Here is a 15,535-nt window from a genome sequence, read left to right as displayed (position 1 = left end):
TATTGTGGGAGCCAGCTTCGGAACAAAGAACAGATGAAGATGCCAGGAGCTGGAAATGACGCAGCTCGACCTGACAGAGAAAATGCGGCTTTCCGAGGCCGCCGTGCGCAGCTACGAACTGGGGAGGTAGTGGCCTTGGATAACCCCAACCTATCTCTTGCCACCGATACACCAATCAAGGTGAGGGAGCAAGATCTTATCGGAAGGATCCCTTTCGCTGAGAGACTGGCTGATATTCTGAAATCCGCAGCTGGGCCCGAGTCGCTTGTCATTGGTTTGTATGGACCTTGGGGATCAGGCAAGACTTCGGTTATAAACCTCGTTGAAAATGCGCTCTCCCGAAAAGACGATGACGAAAAGGCGGGCGTCTCTGTCGTCCGTTTTGAGCCCTGGAATTACCTCACGGCCGAGCAGCTGCTCGCTCAGTTCCTTAAGGAAGTCGGGAGTGCGCTTGATAAAGATGCACATGGGCGGCGCAAGCTATTCGGAAAGTTGCGCGCTAAGCGCCCCGAGGTCCTCAATGCCTTCGCGGCATATTCTGAAGCCTTGTTGATGACCGCCGGCGCCGCTGCCAGTTTGGCGGGCATGCCGCTTGCGGGCGTTGCTGTGCCCGCCTTCGGCAATCGTTTGACGAGCAGGTTGAGGAAATCCGCAGTTAGGGCGGGAAGCGTCTCCTCGAAGAAACAGAGACTTGAGGAGGAGCTCCTCAAGTTCGATGGGCGAGTCGTAGTGATCATCGATGACATCGATCGGCTGCCGAACGACCAGGTGCGTATGGTGTTTCAGCTCGTCGCCTCTCTGGCGAAGCTTCCCAAGATAAACTACCTTCTTTCTTTCGATGAGGAGGTGGTTACGCGGGCTTTAAGTGAGGTCCAGAAGTGCGATGGCGCTGAATACCTGGAGAAGGTAGTCCAGGTCCCTGTGCGCCTGCCGTCCATTTCATCGGGCGATTTGGAGCGGATGCTTCTCAAGGACATTAACGCGATTTTTGAGGCGTTTGCCTACAGGCGGGAGGATCTTGACGACAAGAGGTGGAACGGCGTCTGCCTGACGTTTCTGAACAATCGGTTCTTCACCATAAGGGAGGTTCGGCGCTTCTCGAACGCGTTAAAGGCGAAGTTAAGCATCCTGCCGCGATTCTGCTGCTTCGAGGACGTCGTCGCCTTGGCGGTGCTGGAGCTCAAGGTGCCAAAGCTCGTTGATTGGATTCGCGTGCACAAGGACCTCCTTTGCGGCACGATCGGATCTTCGTTGTATATGAATAACATGGATCCGAAAGACAGCCTCGCCAATTTGGAGAAGCTGTTTTCTGGGATAGTCCCGAGCTCTGAGGCCAAGTGGGCGGTCGAGGCCGTCTGCAGGCTTTTCCCGCGGGTGGCAAATATAACTGGCATGAGTCATTGCGTCTCTTACTCGAGGGAGACCTTGAACGCTATCTGGCGGGCCGATTCCTTCGATCTATACTTCCATTCGAACATGCCGGACGGAATCGATGTTCACGAGGTACAGGATGCGTTGAATGTGAGCGAGGGCGGAGTGCTGCTCGAAGACCTGCGCAGGCACGCCGAAGCGGGTAGCATGATTGACTTTGTGTCGGCCATGAGGGCCCGCGTATCGACGTTGGAGGAAGGACGTGCCGAAGTCGTCGCCAAAGCGTGCCTTTTGGCCTTGGGTCTGAGCAAGGAAAAGCACTATGCCCCTTTGGCCTCGACGAGTGCCGACCTGGAACTCCTCAGACTCATCGAGTTGCTGTTCAAACAGTTGGGGCCTGCTAAGTCTGGCGAGATTCTGCGAGCGTCGGTGGACGAGAGCCAGGGGAGAGTGATCTGTCCGCTCACGCCTTTCTTGATATCGCAGCTGAACAGCCTGAATGACAGGGGAGACGGTGGCTGCAAGACGCTTTTGCCCGAAGGCGACATTTTCGAGCTTTCCGATGCCGTTTGCGCCAAGGTGATCGAGGACGCCGCCACGAGGAACCTGTTCCTAGACGATGAGTGTCATTATGCGTTGATCTTGCTCAAAGAGCGTAAACCCAATGAATTCATGGCTTATGCGAAAAGGGTTGCCAACGTTGACGGGGCGGGGTGCGCGTCTTTTCTCTCGTTCGGGTCGGGGCGCTACACCTCGCTTGACAGCGGCGAAGTAACGAGCTTCTCATTCGATAAGGCTGGTGTCGCAAGGGTGGTCGAGCTCGCAAAGATCGACGGTCTTCTTACTGAGGCGCGCGCAGACGGCAGCTTTTTCGAGTTGCCGGAAGACTACCAGCTGGTTGCGGCAGCTTTCTGCGTTGCGAATAGAGACGATGATGGTGGGAACGAGGTCTCTGCTGAAGAAGCTGGTAGGCTCCTTGCGCATTGGAGGCGAAATAGCAGGAGGACGTGATGAAGATGCGGACGTTTCTTTGGACCTGCTATGTGACCGTGGCGGGCGCGGTCGACTGCGCCCGGCCCTCGCTGCGGCTCTTGATGCAGGTAGCATCGAGCCAGATGTAGGGGGCCGGTTGCCGGCCTCGCATGCCTCGTCGGCCTGGGTGTCCATGATCTTGTTGACGAGCGACTCGGCCATCACCCTTATGAGCTCGGCCATGTTCACCATGCCGTCGTCGAATCTCGGCATCAGGGCACCGCCGCCCGCGATCTCGTGCATCTTGTTCATATGCGGTTATTGCCTTTCTACGAATCCTGACTTCAGCAATTAGAATTCCAGGCGATAGCCGCATCGTGCTTTCTACGGCCGGGGAAGCGACCCTTTACACCAACATGCGATCCCTATGTGACGCTTTTTCTTGGCGGATAATAGAAAGAATAACGAATTGAGCTGCGAGAGTTGGTGGAACCGTGCATATAAAAGAGCTCAGGGTATTTGGATTTAAGAGATTTCGCGAGGCGAGCATCTCGTTTTCCGAAGGAATAAACATTGTCGTTGGAGATAATGATTCTGGAAAGTCGACGCTGCTTGAGGCGGTAACAGCAGTAATCGATGGTCAATATCGAGGAGCTCCGCTGATGAGGAGCATTTCCGAGGATCTCTTTAACAAGGATATCGTTGACGAGTATCTTTGCCTGCTGAAGAACGGAAAGCCTTGCAATCCTCCGAGCATTGTTATCGAGGTGGTATTTTCCGGCGAAGAGGACACAGTTGCTCTTTATAAGGGCGACTTTAATAGTCGCGGTGTCGCTGAATCTGGAATCAAGCTAGATATCGCCATAGACGCAGAGTCTTTTTCCGATGAGTACCAAGACTTTGTTGCCGCGAAATCACACCATGGTTTACCTATCGAATACTACGCATGCTCATGGACGACATTTGCCAGAAAGAGCATCCGCCCTGCTGGCATCAAGTTCAAGTCGGCACTAGTTGGCGCTGGCAATTCTCTTGCTTGGCCTGGTTCGAAAGCGATGGTGACAAGAATTGCAAGAGACGTGCTGGAAAGATCCGATCAGATAGCCATATCGCAAGTGCATAGAAGAATGCGCACTGGCTTTTCCGCCGACCAAACCGTCAAAAGTATAAATGAAAAGATTTCCGAAAGAGCAAAGAGTCTCACGAATAAGGCTGTAACGTTTGGGTTCGAAGCGGGCACAGTAAACTCCTGGGAAAATGGAGTCATCACCAAACTTGAGGATATTCCATTCTCCAACGTAGGAGATGGAACCAAAAGCATCGTCAGCACAGAGCTCGCTTTGGCAAAGAGCGAAAAGCGTGGCGGCAACGTGGTATTGCTTGAAGAGCCCGAGAACCATCTTTCACATACTAGGTTGAATATGTTCCTTGAGGGCGTGAAGAGCCGATGTGAGGGGGTTCAGCTAATCATCACGACACATAGCAGCTTCGTTGCAAACAAGCTCGAGCTTAGGAACTTGATCCTTCTCAACGGAGGTAATTCTGCCTCGATGAGAGACCTGAGCGAGGATACCTCTAGGTTCTTCATGAAGGCCCCTGGATACAAGACATTGAGGGTTCTTCTGTGCGATACCGCTATTCTCGTCGAGGGAGATGCTGACGAGCTCGTTGTCCAGCGCGCATATATGGATGCCTCCGATGGAAAACTTCCAATTCAGGATGGTGTCGATGTCATTTCCGTCGGAACAAGCTTCCTTCGATTCCTTGAAGTTGCAGAGGTGATCAATAAGAGGGTTATCGCCATGACCGACAACGATGGAAACATTGGGGCACTGGAAAAGAAGTATCAAGGCTACAAGTATGTAACCCTAGCTCAAGAAGATGAACTGCAAGTCGTCTCGTACGCAAATAGGCTTCTTGAAAAGGGCAGCATGGAGGGAATCAACTACAACACGCTTGAAGCAGAGATGTACGAATCGATTGGCGCTGAAATGCTGTCGAAAATCTTGGGCAAAGAGTTCAAGGATCGAGATTCCGCACTCAAGTATATGGAGGAAAACAAGACAGAGGTCGCGCTCAAGATATTTGATTCGGTGGAAACCTTGTCGTATCCGGAATACATAATGCAAACCATTGCTTGGGTGCGAGGCGAATTAGATGAAATCTAAGATCTATTTAGCTGCTGCCGGCTCAGGAAAAACCACATTCTTAATCAATAGTCTTTCGGATGCCGATCAAAAAATCCTTTACACCACCTTTACGGATGAAAATTCGGCGGTGGCGAAGGAGATGATTTATCAGAAGTATGGCTGCATCCCTTCCAACATCACTGTACTCCCGTGGTTCACCTTCCTTCTTGAGCACGGAGTGCGTCCTTTCCAAGGCGCTGCGGGCTTCGGTAAAGAGAAATTCAGCGGGGTTGACCTGAATCCTGAAGGAAGGAATTTCTATAAGAAAGGAACCCTTCGTTATTACTGTAATAAATCGAAAGAGATTTATGCGGCCAAACTTCCAGCGCTTGCGCTGAAATGCAATGAATGCAGTTTCGGAGCGGTTATCGAAAGGATCAAGGAGCTGTTCGACGTTGTGCTCATCGATGAAATACAAGATATGGCCGGATACGACTATGACTTTATCGCCGCGCTTCTATCCTCTGGCATGCCCGTAGTCATGTGCGGCGATGAGAGGCAGTCAACCTATCGCACCAATGCTGGAAACAAGAACAAGGGTCTGAGCCTCGAGCAATATATCGAGAAAAAGAAGCTTACGTCGCTCTGCGAGATAGATCGCGCGACTCTCAACGGAACGCATCGTTGCTCTAAGAGCGTCATCGAATTCGCAAACATGGTCTATCCGGAGTTCCCACCAACCGAATCTTTGTGTGCCGCTTCAAATGAAACCCATAATGGAGTTTGGGCTATTCCAAAGTCACTTGCACAAAAGTATTGCGAGTTTTTGGATCCAGTGATTTTGAGACATAGCGTCGCCACTCAGACCGCGAACGCTTCATTGGTCTGCAACTTCGGCAAAGCAAAAGGCCGAACATATGACCATGTTCTGATTTATCCAGTTGCCGATATGGCCTCTTGGTTGCAAGACGCTTCAACGGATCTGAAGCCGCAGACGCGCTCCAAGCTCTATGTTGCAATTACTAGGGCGAGGTTCAGCGTTGGCTTCGTGGTTGCTGACAATAAAATAAATGAGCTTCCAGACACGCTAAGCGTTTGGAAGCCATAAATAAATCACGTGTTTGTTTGACAGCCAAAACGGATACCGGGGACGCAGCAGATACTCATTACACTATCTTTCTCCCAGCAATCGCATATTCACAAGAGGAGAATAAGTCATGGAATTGAACGCCAGCAACCTCTCTAATACGATTGATAGATCATTAATTACTTACTATTCTGAACAAGGAACAGTATCAAAAGGGACTCTGGACGATGAACCTGATGGCTTCTATGTGTACAGCTTGCCGTCGCAAGATCTTTTATACGATTCCTATGACAGCATTCAGGAGCAAATCCATTCGAGATTGATCGACCTCGACAATCTCATCATCGAAAGATTGTTCGGAAATCAGTCGATTTACTATTCCATCATCCGCTTCTGTCCGATTGCAATATCAGAGGGCGGCTTCAGTCCCGAAATGACTTTCGATAGGAATTCGTTCGCTGATTACGTCAAACGTTTCTCATTCGAGGAGGCGCGAAGGCTCATCTATCTAGATGATCTAAGGTATTTAACCGATAGCTTTGGCGAAACGTACGATCAGGCCGTGGGCTCACTGAGGATGGCATTCTGCGCACTAGGGGAAATCGAGCCCATTGGAGACATCTCGGACGGAGTATTCAAGGTATCCTCTCCAAAGTCTCATTCAATGATGAGAGAAGTGGAGTCGTTCATAATTAGGGTGTATTCTTCATTGGATATTCTCAGCCATCTGCTATTTGAGCTGGACCGGATTCCCAATCGATTCGAATCCTTCAAGAAAATCCGATCAGACAAGTCGGCCCTATATTCCAAATTCAGGTCAAAGAGTCCGCACTCTGGCGACGAAGGCCATATATGCAACGACTTTCCCGAAGCCGTGTACTTAGAAGAACTGAGAAACGAGATCGTCCATAACAGAGCTTTCGAAAATTCAGCGACCTGCTACATTAGCCTCGAGAATGGCATCGTAAAAGAGCGCTTCTTCCTCCTGCCGGATTCAAATGAAAACGGCAGGTTGCCAAGGTGGAATGGAAGATGTCGATTCTACTCGCAAGAAAATAAAGGAACGGAGCGCCTTTCCTCGCTTTACCGAGAGATATCGATTCGAATATCGAATTCCCTGGATTACGCTATTGATGATCTTTCGGAAGAGATCAGCGAGATGCGCGCCAGCGGCGAGCTCAAGGTGATGAACCCCAATGCAATAGAGGAGGCCATCGAATCATTTCGTGTCGCAGCCATGCCAGCCACCAGCAAGTAATGGAAACCGCCGCATTGGGGTTCATCAGAGGAGGTTCATCTCGGCACATTCTGATATCAACGAAGCCGATATCAGAAGCGTCTCGGAGAAATCGTAGAGGATGCTGGAGACTTCTCCCGTATCTATCCGTGCCAAAGATTGAAGAGATGTTCAACGCGGGATTCGGCTTCGCTGCCTGTGCATGCGCTGCCCCGCGTGGGATATCCGCCGCGCGACCGCCACGACTTCGACCCCGAGGTGCTTGGCCAGGTCAAGCGCGGGCACCGCGACGGCGCTCAGGAGGGGGTCGGATATTGTTAGTATACGCGGCTTGCCGACGTTTATGCGAGCAATATCAACCCGAAGAAGTCGGAGGGCTCTCTCCGGCAAATTTACTTGTTTGAGGCGCGGGACAGTGGCACCCCAGGCTGCTGAAGCCATGCTTGATTCTTGTCCCCTAGGGTCTTTTCAGGGGTTGTTCCTTTTTAACGGGAGCGTTGGAGGTAGCCGCTTTCATCAAGTACTTGTTCGTGGCACGCGAATTGCTGTGCGCTAGTCACTTCATACTGTCGTTCTTTTTTCGTTATTCGTACCGCTTGATGAACCGGTCGGTCTCGTCGTACGAGAGGTAATCGGGTTCGCCCGTTCCGATTCTCCAAGCGATCTCTCGGGCTTTCGCTATCATGGCCGCTGTTGCGGCATCGGCACCTTTCGGCATCTTTGCATGTTTGATTTCTATGCAGCCGCCCGTGACCTCGGGGACGCTCCTGTACATCCAAGTTTCGCCTATGGGTACATGGACGTCGAAGAAGTTCCACTCGAACTCGGTGTCCTCAACCGTCCTTGAGGGGAAGTTCGGATGCAAATCCCAATGCTCGGAGAGAGCCTTCTTAGCACGGTTGAGGACGACACCCATTGCCCAATTGCCTGTTCTTTTGTAGGCAGGACCCTCCTCTGCGTGCTTTTCGGCAGTCGCCATCGCGTTCCAGATGAGCGAGGTGATCTGTGCGGGCGAGTATTCTAGGAGCATGGTGTCGAGCAGAGTTTCAAACTCTTCGCGCTTCGGTCCCTCATACTCGTAGCACGCATCGTCAAGCTGGACATCGAGGTAGGCTAGAACGAGACCTTTTGCGGTTCGCAGCCAGTACTCGCGCTCACCCTGACCAAGCGCGACGTATTCGCGATCACCTACGACGATGATGGGGTTTCTCTCGTGGGCAGTGTAGCCTTTCAACTTGATTGCAAAGGGCACCTTGTACCAATAGAAGCTGAAGCCGTCTTCCTCTTCCTCAAACCCGCTCAACCATTTGTCGAATGCTGCGGTTGGTTGAATGTACCCCTCGCCCCTGAGCGCCTTACAGACGTCGATGAAGCCAAACAAGAGCGGTTGGTCTGCGATGGGCCCAAGGTAGGTATTGCCACCCCCGCCTCTTACTTCGATCAGGACCTCGAATACTGTGCTCGTGAGGCTATCAGGATTGCGCTTGGCCCATTCGAACTCTTTCGGCTCAATTGAGAATGCACGACGCAGCCTGTACTTCCGCTCAAACTCTTCGAGCTCTCGCATTGCTTGCTGTCTAGTTTTACCGCAATTTGGGCAGAAGACCTGATCCTTATAGTACGAGTCCGCCGAGACGTCCTTGATGCCCCTGCTGATTCTAGGCGCAAAGAGCGCACCGCCGCAAAGGGGGCAGCCATCGTCCAGCTCAATCATAGGGAACAGCTCAACGATCTTCTTGTCTGTGAAGCTCTTCGGGAGGTCATAGAGCTCCCTCAGATCATTCAGTGAGAGGCCAGAGGTGTAGTAGGCGTCCATAAGCTCGTTGACGTTGTCCTCGCCCAGCTCTGCTCTAACTTCGTCAACTCTTGACATATGCTCGACTTTCTTTCGATCAACGGAGGTTTATACGTGCCATTTTATGATATAGCCATGCGTCTTACGGTGGCGCTTTGATAAGAGGAAGGTCTCGGGCAGCGTTAGACCGTCCGAGACCGGGATGTCGCCGCTAGGCTGTGGGCAGCTGCTCTGTATTTATTGACACTAAGGCCTCAAGCATCTGATGCCAATGTAAGTTTCGATAACTCTCTTTCAGGTAGGCTATATTTCTGATCTGATGCGATCGCGTGATTCAAGATAGCATTCCGGTACAATAAAATTGCTTTACGCATTTGGCGTAAAGGTGCGTTATCGCCGTCAATAGCGCAAACGACGAAATTCCGACGTTCGCACTATTGATGCCGACGTTGCCTGCGCATAGCTGGGCAAGGGCGCTGATAATCATATCGGTTATCTCCGCATCTCCATCTAGTATGCCATAGGCAAGCATTGGAATGGGCGGCCGCATTGCGTTGGTGAACTCGCTTCACCTTATGTTAGCCTGCTCGGTTTGGGTGAGCCGCTTCCTATATACCGAGCAGGTTGATTAAAGGCGGTGAGCCCGTGGACGATTTCGACCCGCCTCGTATTCCAGGGTATGCGATAAAGAAGAGCTACGCGCATTTCGATTACCGTGTCGCATTCAAGGATGTCGAGGCGAGGGTTTGTGACGTAGATTTTATTCAGCGTCACGCATTTCTTCCCTTGATTGCGAATACGCTTTGCCATGTGAGATTCAGGGACGGTAAGAAGATCCTGAAGACGAGAGATATCGCATATGCATCTCACTTGGATCATAGGATTTTTCAGTATTATGCGCTGCAATGGGGCAAGTTATATGACCGTCGTGCCTTAGAAACTGGTATCGGCAGTGTTGCTACGGCTTATCGAAGCGGATTTCACCTCACTAATTGCTCTGTTGCTGCAGATGCAATCGATGCCATTCGCGGGCAGGGGGATTCGCTAGTTATCACGGGAGACTTCACCCACTTTTTCGATAACCTTGACCATAGTTACTTACGCAAGGCCGTTAGAGGATTCTTTAACGAGGGCGTGCTTCCACCGGACCATTACCAAGTCCTGAAAAACATATTGCATTACTGTTATTGGCCTGTTGGCGATTTAGCGAGAAGGAATGGGCTTGGCTGGATTGATCTTCAGCCAGACGACCCGTTCACGTTTGGCGATTCTGCGTCCAAAGTTCGATCCAAGGCGTTAAGGAGTCTTAACAGGCTACCGCGCATCTTGACACCTGCGGAGTTTTCGGCTTACAAGGGTTCTTCGATTGTTGTGCCTTGGAAAAGAAGTCATGATGCGAGGGGCATCCCCCAAGGGCTGGCAACAAGTGGCGTCTTGGCGAACATGTATATGTTTGATATCGATGCCCAGATTAACGCGTGTGTTGCCAGCGTGAATGGCAGGTATATACGATATTGCGATGACTTCATCATTATCGTCCGAGCCAAGGATCTCAAAACAGCAAGCAATGCACTTGCTTTGGCACAGGGAGTTCCTGCAGTTGAACTACAAGATGAAAAGACCAAAATCCACCGTGTAAACGATGGGAGGGTCGAGCAACTTTCACTTGGTGCATTGCTCGCAGGAGAAATGGAAGTTGTGCGAACCGCGCATCATGCTGGAAATCATGTTTCGTTTTTGGGATTTGATTTTGACGGTAAAGATGTCCGAATTCGCCAATCTACGGTCGGCAGGTTTTACAGCAGGTTTTATCGTGCTGCTAAATCAATCGGCAGGCTGGCCGATAATCCGGACAAGCATCCGAGTAAAAAGCGCGTAAGCGCATTGTACGAGCATTACTCTCCGAAGGGGAACAGATCGAGTGACAAGCGAGGCACTTCGGACCCAAGCCACCATGGAAACTATCTTTCATATGTTGCAAGAGCTCAGAAGGCGTTTCCGAATGATCCCATTAGTGGCCATGTTTCCAAGATGTATAGGAAAATTAACAAGGCAACGGGTAGGGGCTGATGCTGATTTAGGCGCTGTAAGTGACAGTAAAGCTGTAGCTAAATCAAGAACTTCGAAGTTGTCTTTGGAGTGGGCTGCATCTGATTTCATATATTGGATTGATTGAAGGATGAGCCAGTCGCGTCTTCTTCGCCGTGCTCACGGTCTTCTGTCCGTCTCGGCTGCATGGTGAGGCTCAACGGTGTAGAAGCGCGCGAACGAGATCCTGGCATGACGCGCGAGCGGCTGCAACAAGAGCTGACATGGGGCGTGGCAACGCTGTTGGCCGGGCCCCTTTGTCTGGTCCTGCCGACCTTCGTTTTGCCGGCTCTCTTCGTTGAAGCTTTCATCGACCTTTTCGTTGACTAACCACTTAGACCAGAGCGGGTGCCTCTCCCGGCCGTCTCCGAAGCCCATGGCTCGCCATTCCTCGCGAGGCAGCCTCTCTTCCATAAGATCGAGGAGGCGCGACCGTTCTTGGTATCCAAGTCGCCCTCTTCTTCGTGCTCGTTTTTGCCCTGCGCAGGAGCCTGGGAAAGCTCTTCTCGGTTGCAGCTGGTATAATCGGGAAACGAGTCGCGGGTCGCCGCTGACGCAGGCTGCGGCCATGGCGATTCGGATAGAAGACAGGTCGGGCCATTTGGTGAGGAAAGTCGATTGCTACGGTAGATGAGATGAGGGCTGGCGAGGATTCTGCATCCGCCCGCACGGACCTCTCAGAGGCACTGCGCGAGTCGGAGGCGATGCGGCTCAGCATGGCGAAGGCCCTGAGCGAGTCCGTCGCATATACCGAGATGATGCATAAGACGTCCGAGGCGGTTTGCGCTAGTATGGCGCCGGCCCTCGTGACTTTTGTTGACAGCATCAAGTCCATTACGGCGGGCGTCCGCCTCGACTCCATTCGTGCGGTCCTCGATTCCATCAACTCCAGCGGCTGGCTCTCTTCCTATCGAGCTTCCGAGGTCATGAAGGTTGTTTCCGCCCAGCAAGAACTTCTTGCGGCATGTACGGCCTCGCTCCAGACCCCCGCCATTCGGGACATGGCGGACCGCTTTGCGTCTAAAGACTACTTCGGCGTCTACGAGAGCCTTGCCAGCAGCCTTTCTGGGCTGACCGTCAGGGGTCCCGACATCGCCCTCCTTGGCAATGTCGGCGGGCTTGTCGATTCCCTCGGAGATTTCGGCTACGGCGGCTCGATACCGCGTGGTACCAAGACCTTCGTGAAGAACCTCAGCAAGGTCTCGCTCGAGCGGCTCTCCGTTAGCGAGGATGTCTCGGTCGACATCAGGGGAAAGAGGCTGCTTGCGGCGGACGCCGAGACGGACCCCGGGCCCTGCAATTGCGTCGGCGATGATTCCGGCGTGGTGTCCGCGAGCGTTCGCTCGTTCAACGTCCTGACCTCGTCCCTGTCCTTCCTTGAGGGGCTGACCGAGGTTGACATGATGAAGCTTCAGCAGCTTTGCTCGGATGATCCCGCCTTCGCAAGGGATTGCAAGGCCGGTAGGCTTATCTGGGAGACGGTTCGGGACTGGAGGGATGCGATTTCGTTCGACAGGCCGGTCTATTACCACGCTCGGCTGAAACCCGCAGGGACGGCCTCGTACCTTAAGGACGACATGGTCAAAGCGCCCCGCCTACTTGTGAAAGCGGGAAGGTTTAACGGCCCGCAGAAGGCTTACTACTACTTCTCCGACACAGAGCACGGCGCGATGCAGGAGATTGGGAAGCACGGTTCGGGGGACGAGGCCCAGGTCGCCGAGATAGAGGGCAGGCGCGACGTCCGCCTCATCGACCTTTCCGGCGTGGGCCGCGGGACAAACTACTTCCTGAAGTACCTTCGGTTCCCATTCACCAACACCGACCAGGTCATCCCGCCGGAGTACCTCGTGCCGAACTTCGTCGCCCAATGCTGCCGTCATGCCGGCATCGACGGAATCAAATACTACGGCAGCAAGACGTACAGCAACTACGTGGTTTGGGACGACGGCTTGTTCCGCATCGTCTCCATGCACGTGACTCCCATCGAATGAGGCTGGCATTACAGCTGGATTCGATGTGGTCGGCTTCTTCGATGAGCTCATGTGCGCGCTTGGGGAGATTGCAAGCTACGTCGGCGTGGTCGACCATGGGCGCTAGCCCTCTCTACGGGTAAATGAGCCGATTCTAGCGAACGCATTTTACAATGTGGGGGGACGCCCGATCGGCGGCCCAGACGGGCTTGCTTGCATCGTATCCGACACCGGGGAAATGCATCAACGAGATATCGAATAGCTCATTTCTGACTGTAATGGGAAGATTCGTCGTGTTCGGTTTTCCTTCGTTAAAGGAAGGGCTGTGGAACGGCGTGCGTCGATCCGACTCTTTATAATTGAGTCGATAGAGGGAGGGTGCCGCAGTGAAAGCCTTAGTTTCCATACATCCGAGATTCGCGCGACTCATTCTGTCGGGAGAGAAGAAATGCGAGTACAGGAGAAGGCTGCCGACAAAACCGATATCGGGTATCGTCATCTACGCAACATCTCCCGTTTCGAGGATCATCGGCGAGGCGGGGGTGGAGTCCATGCCCTTTTTGGAAAAGGGGGAGCTCTGGCGGCAGACGTCTTCGTTCGGAGGGATTTCCAAATTCGAGTTCGAGAGTTATTTCTACGGCATGGAGATGGCCGGCGCGTTGCTGTTATCCCATCCGGTTGCGTATGACCATCCATTTCCAATAGAAAAGGTGGGTCTCGTTAGGCCGCCGCAGTCGTTTTGCTATCTGAGTGAGGAAGATGAATAGCTTCGCTTTTTGGTGCCGACCTAACGAGGGCGGCGGAAAAGATCGCGTCGACGGCCAGGGTATCGAGGCGATGGTCAACATAAATCTCTGGATTGCGGATAGCCTGGAGCACGGGAAATCGAGTACAACGGCATTCGATTTCGGCCTGATGCTATCGCCCGCCTGCTCCGATGGTCAGGACGACGGGAAAGCGGGCGATACCGCTCAAGGCGACGAGAAATCCGAAGACCTGAAGGGAGACGTTTCGATTCTCGATTCTATCAAGGGAATATCCCTTTACTGCCCCTTCAAAATAGATAAGAGCTGCTTTTCTGATTTGATGCCGAAGCTGAACAAAGAGACCCTGGGCGCGATATTCAACGATCGGTGCCGCGTTTCCGAAGTCGATTTTACCTCACGCTATGTCGAGGTGAATCTTGCGAACGATGAAAGCAGGGGTCCGTTTCTCCTTTTGTCGTGCGACGTGCTGAAGTTCGAAGAGTGCGACGGCGGCGCGGCAACCGTCATCAATATAGATTTCCCCCATATTGCGAGAGAGGTTGGCGGCGAGTCCCGCAGGGTTTACGTGAGATTTCGCTTATACATCGATCAAAATAGCGGTTTGGCCAAACGGAACGACTCTCGTGACAGGTTGTTTACCAGTGCGTTCAGCCGGGAGGAGGCGATCGATCTCAGGATCAACGACTACCGGACGCTGAGCGATGAGATGAGGGAGAAGGTCGACGGCGTGGACCCGGACGCCTATCCTCTTAAATCCGTCACCGTGCACACCCTCCTCATGGCGCGGACGAGCGTTGCCGTTGAGTCCTTCGAGGACCTTCATGAAAAACGTCTGCTGGAAGGGGATAGCGTGTGGGGAGGCTACCTGCCAGAGGGGCTCTCAGCCTCTGACGTGGTGGCATGGCATTGGAAGAAAAAGATCAACAGGCCAGGGGACGGTTACAAGATGTACCTCAAGCTGAGCTATTCGGTGTGCAATTGGGGTACGATCGCCCTGTATTTACTCTTCCTGACTGCGTTTTCCGTGTTTACCAACGTACTTGCGACCGTGCTCTGCGATTTGACTTGGCTTGGGGCAATCGGAGCTTCTGGCGCCAGCCTCGCGGCGTGCGCCGTTCTCCTCGTTGTGTTCGGTGTGTTCAGAGTTCGGAAACCGCATGGCCGACGTTTTCGGCCCTGACGCAATGGTATTCTATATCTGAAGAGAGAGGAGGGGTCGTCATGGAAAGACTGAAAATCGTTTCCGTCGAGAACAAAACCGAGGTAGGGCGGCTGCACGCAATTTGCCGCGGCAGCTTCAAGCGGTATTATCCGGGGTTTGATGGATGGTATCGTGCGAAGGTCCTCCCGGGCATCGGATCCTCCAGATGGGTGCTGAAGGCCATCTCGGGAGACAGAATGGCCGGCATCTGTATCGTCAAAGACGACGGCGCGGAAAAGAAGATTTGCTCGCTGCGCGTGGACGCCAACCACCGCGGACGGGGAGTAGGGACTGCGCTGATCGCGGCCTCCATCGAGCTCCTTGATGATGAGAGGCCTCTTATAACGGTTCCCCAGGAGGTAATGCCGTCCCTATCTCCCCTGCTTGAGAAATTTGGGTTTGAGGCGATGGCGGAGTATCGGAACCTTTACCGGGAGGGTGCAAGCGAGTTTTTCTATAACGGTACCCTTGCGTCCAGTACCGGCATTGCCGAAACGTTTGATGTGAGGTCGTCTCTTGATCTGGTGTTTCGGTAGTTCCGTCGAATGACAAAACCTAGAAAGATGCAGGCCGTTCATTTCGGGTTACTGCAGGACAGGGGTCCAGAATTTCTGGACCCCTGTCCTGTTTTGGGTTGACCGTGCGATAAGGGGCGCCTTGGCCTTCGCTACACCTGCTGGGAGCAGCGCTTCTGGGTGCCGCACGCCGCTGCTCGGTATCGCATGCATTGTCGTGGCGGTTGTTCTTGCTTTGAGCTAAGCGGGCAACCGATTAAAAGCGGGTTTCATGTTTCCCAAAGCAGGGGTGCACCGGCTAACGCCGGCGCGCCCCTGCTATTGAACGGACAGTTTTAGTTACCAAATATATGACAGCCATAGCGTGCCCCACCTCGTTCGTAGCCTTTACTCGACGGTGCAG

General features: G+C 52.9%; 10 protein-coding genes. 9 read left to right on the top strand and 1 reads right to left on the bottom strand.

Features of this window, described 5'->3' with window-relative positions; translation table 11 throughout:
• The first annotated feature begins 135 nt into the window (after window positions 1–135).
• From ACESSC_RS02715 to ACESSC_RS02700, 4 genes are all read left to right on the top strand, one after another.
• On the top strand, window positions 136–2,382 hold the full coding sequence (locus ACESSC_RS02715) for a KAP family P-loop NTPase fold protein (RefSeq protein ID WP_373161092.1): 2,247 nt from the start codon (window positions 136–138) through the stop codon (window positions 2,380–2,382).
• Window positions 2,383–2,837: 455 nt separating this feature from the next.
• Complete coding sequence (locus ACESSC_RS02710; RefSeq protein WP_215674419.1) at window positions 2,838–4,511, top strand: ATP-dependent nuclease; 1,674 nt, start codon at window positions 2,838–2,840, stop codon at window positions 4,509–4,511.
• Window positions 4,501–5,580 (top strand): UvrD-helicase domain-containing protein, encoded by a 1,080-nt coding sequence (locus tag ACESSC_RS02705; protein WP_215674421.1) that lies wholly within the window; start codon window positions 4,501–4,503, stop codon window positions 5,578–5,580. The genes ACESSC_RS02710 and ACESSC_RS02705 overlap by 11 nt, the downstream gene beginning before the upstream one ends.
• 109 nt (window positions 5,581–5,689) lie before the next feature.
• Window positions 5,690–6,817 (top strand): hypothetical protein, encoded by a 1,128-nt coding sequence (locus ACESSC_RS02700; protein WP_215674423.1) that lies wholly within the window; start codon window positions 5,690–5,692, stop codon window positions 6,815–6,817.
• Window positions 6,818–7,379: 562 nt separating this feature from the next.
• On the opposite strand, the gene ACESSC_RS02695 is transcribed toward ACESSC_RS02700, so the two are convergent.
• Window positions 7,380–8,669, bottom strand: a complete 1,290-nt coding sequence (locus ACESSC_RS02695) for a hypothetical protein (protein ID WP_215674425.1) — start codon at window positions 8,667–8,669, stop codon at window positions 7,380–7,382.
• A 567-nt stretch (window positions 8,670–9,236) separates the two neighbouring features.
• Here ACESSC_RS02695 and ACESSC_RS02690 point away from each other — a divergent pair.
• From ACESSC_RS02690 to ACESSC_RS02670, 5 genes are all read left to right on the top strand, one after another.
• Complete coding sequence (locus tag ACESSC_RS02690; protein ID WP_215674428.1) at window positions 9,237–10,661, top strand: reverse transcriptase domain-containing protein; 1,425 nt, start codon at window positions 9,237–9,239, stop codon at window positions 10,659–10,661.
• Between the two features lie 653 nt (window positions 10,662–11,314).
• The gene (locus ACESSC_RS02685; protein ID WP_346976608.1) at window positions 11,315–12,670 is read left to right on the top strand and encodes an RES family NAD+ phosphorylase; all 1,356 of its coding nucleotides are present in this window, start codon (window positions 11,315–11,317) and stop codon (window positions 12,668–12,670) included.
• 365 nt (window positions 12,671–13,035) lie between these two features.
• On the top strand, window positions 13,036–13,416 hold the full coding sequence (locus ACESSC_RS02680; protein ID WP_117794300.1) for an ASCH domain-containing protein: 381 nt from the start codon (window positions 13,036–13,038) through the stop codon (window positions 13,414–13,416).
• Complete coding sequence (locus ACESSC_RS02675) at window positions 13,409–14,596, top strand: hypothetical protein (RefSeq protein ID WP_158564858.1); 1,188 nt, start codon at window positions 13,409–13,411, stop codon at window positions 14,594–14,596. The genes ACESSC_RS02680 and ACESSC_RS02675 overlap by 8 nt, the downstream gene beginning before the upstream one ends.
• A 41-nt stretch (window positions 14,597–14,637) precedes the next feature.
• Complete coding sequence (locus ACESSC_RS02670) at window positions 14,638–15,153, top strand: GNAT family N-acetyltransferase (RefSeq protein ID WP_158564859.1); 516 nt, start codon at window positions 14,638–14,640, stop codon at window positions 15,151–15,153.
• Window positions 15,154–15,535: the final 382 nt, after the last annotated feature.

This window comes from Collinsella aerofaciens (assembly GCF_964243765.1).
GTDB classification, from domain to species: domain Bacteria; phylum Actinomycetota; class Coriobacteriia; order Coriobacteriales; family Coriobacteriaceae; genus Collinsella; species Collinsella aerofaciens_BU.
This window is presented reverse-complemented; position numbering and strand designations above follow the sequence as displayed.

Excerpts from the sequence above, each read along its gene's own strand:
- ACESSC_RS02695 (WP_215674425.1), bottom strand. The coding sequence starts at position 8,669 with ATGTCAAGAGTTGACGAAGTTAGAGCAGAGCTGGGCGAGGACAACGTC.
- ACESSC_RS02685 (WP_346976608.1), top strand. The coding sequence starts at position 11,315 with ATGAGGGCTGGCGAGGATTCTGCATCCGCCCGCACGGACCTCTCAGAG.
- ACESSC_RS02670 (WP_158564859.1), top strand. The coding sequence starts at position 14,638 with ATGGAAAGACTGAAAATCGTTTCCGTCGAGAACAAAACCGAGGTAGGG.
- ACESSC_RS02705 (WP_215674421.1), top strand. The coding sequence starts at position 4,501 with ATGAAATCTAAGATCTATTTAGCTGCTGCCGGCTCAGGAAAAACCACA.
- ACESSC_RS02675 (WP_158564858.1), top strand. The coding sequence starts at position 13,409 with ATGAATAGCTTCGCTTTTTGGTGCCGACCTAACGAGGGCGGCGGAAAA.
- ACESSC_RS02700 (WP_215674423.1), top strand. The coding sequence starts at position 5,690 with ATGGAATTGAACGCCAGCAACCTCTCTAATACGATTGATAGATCATTA.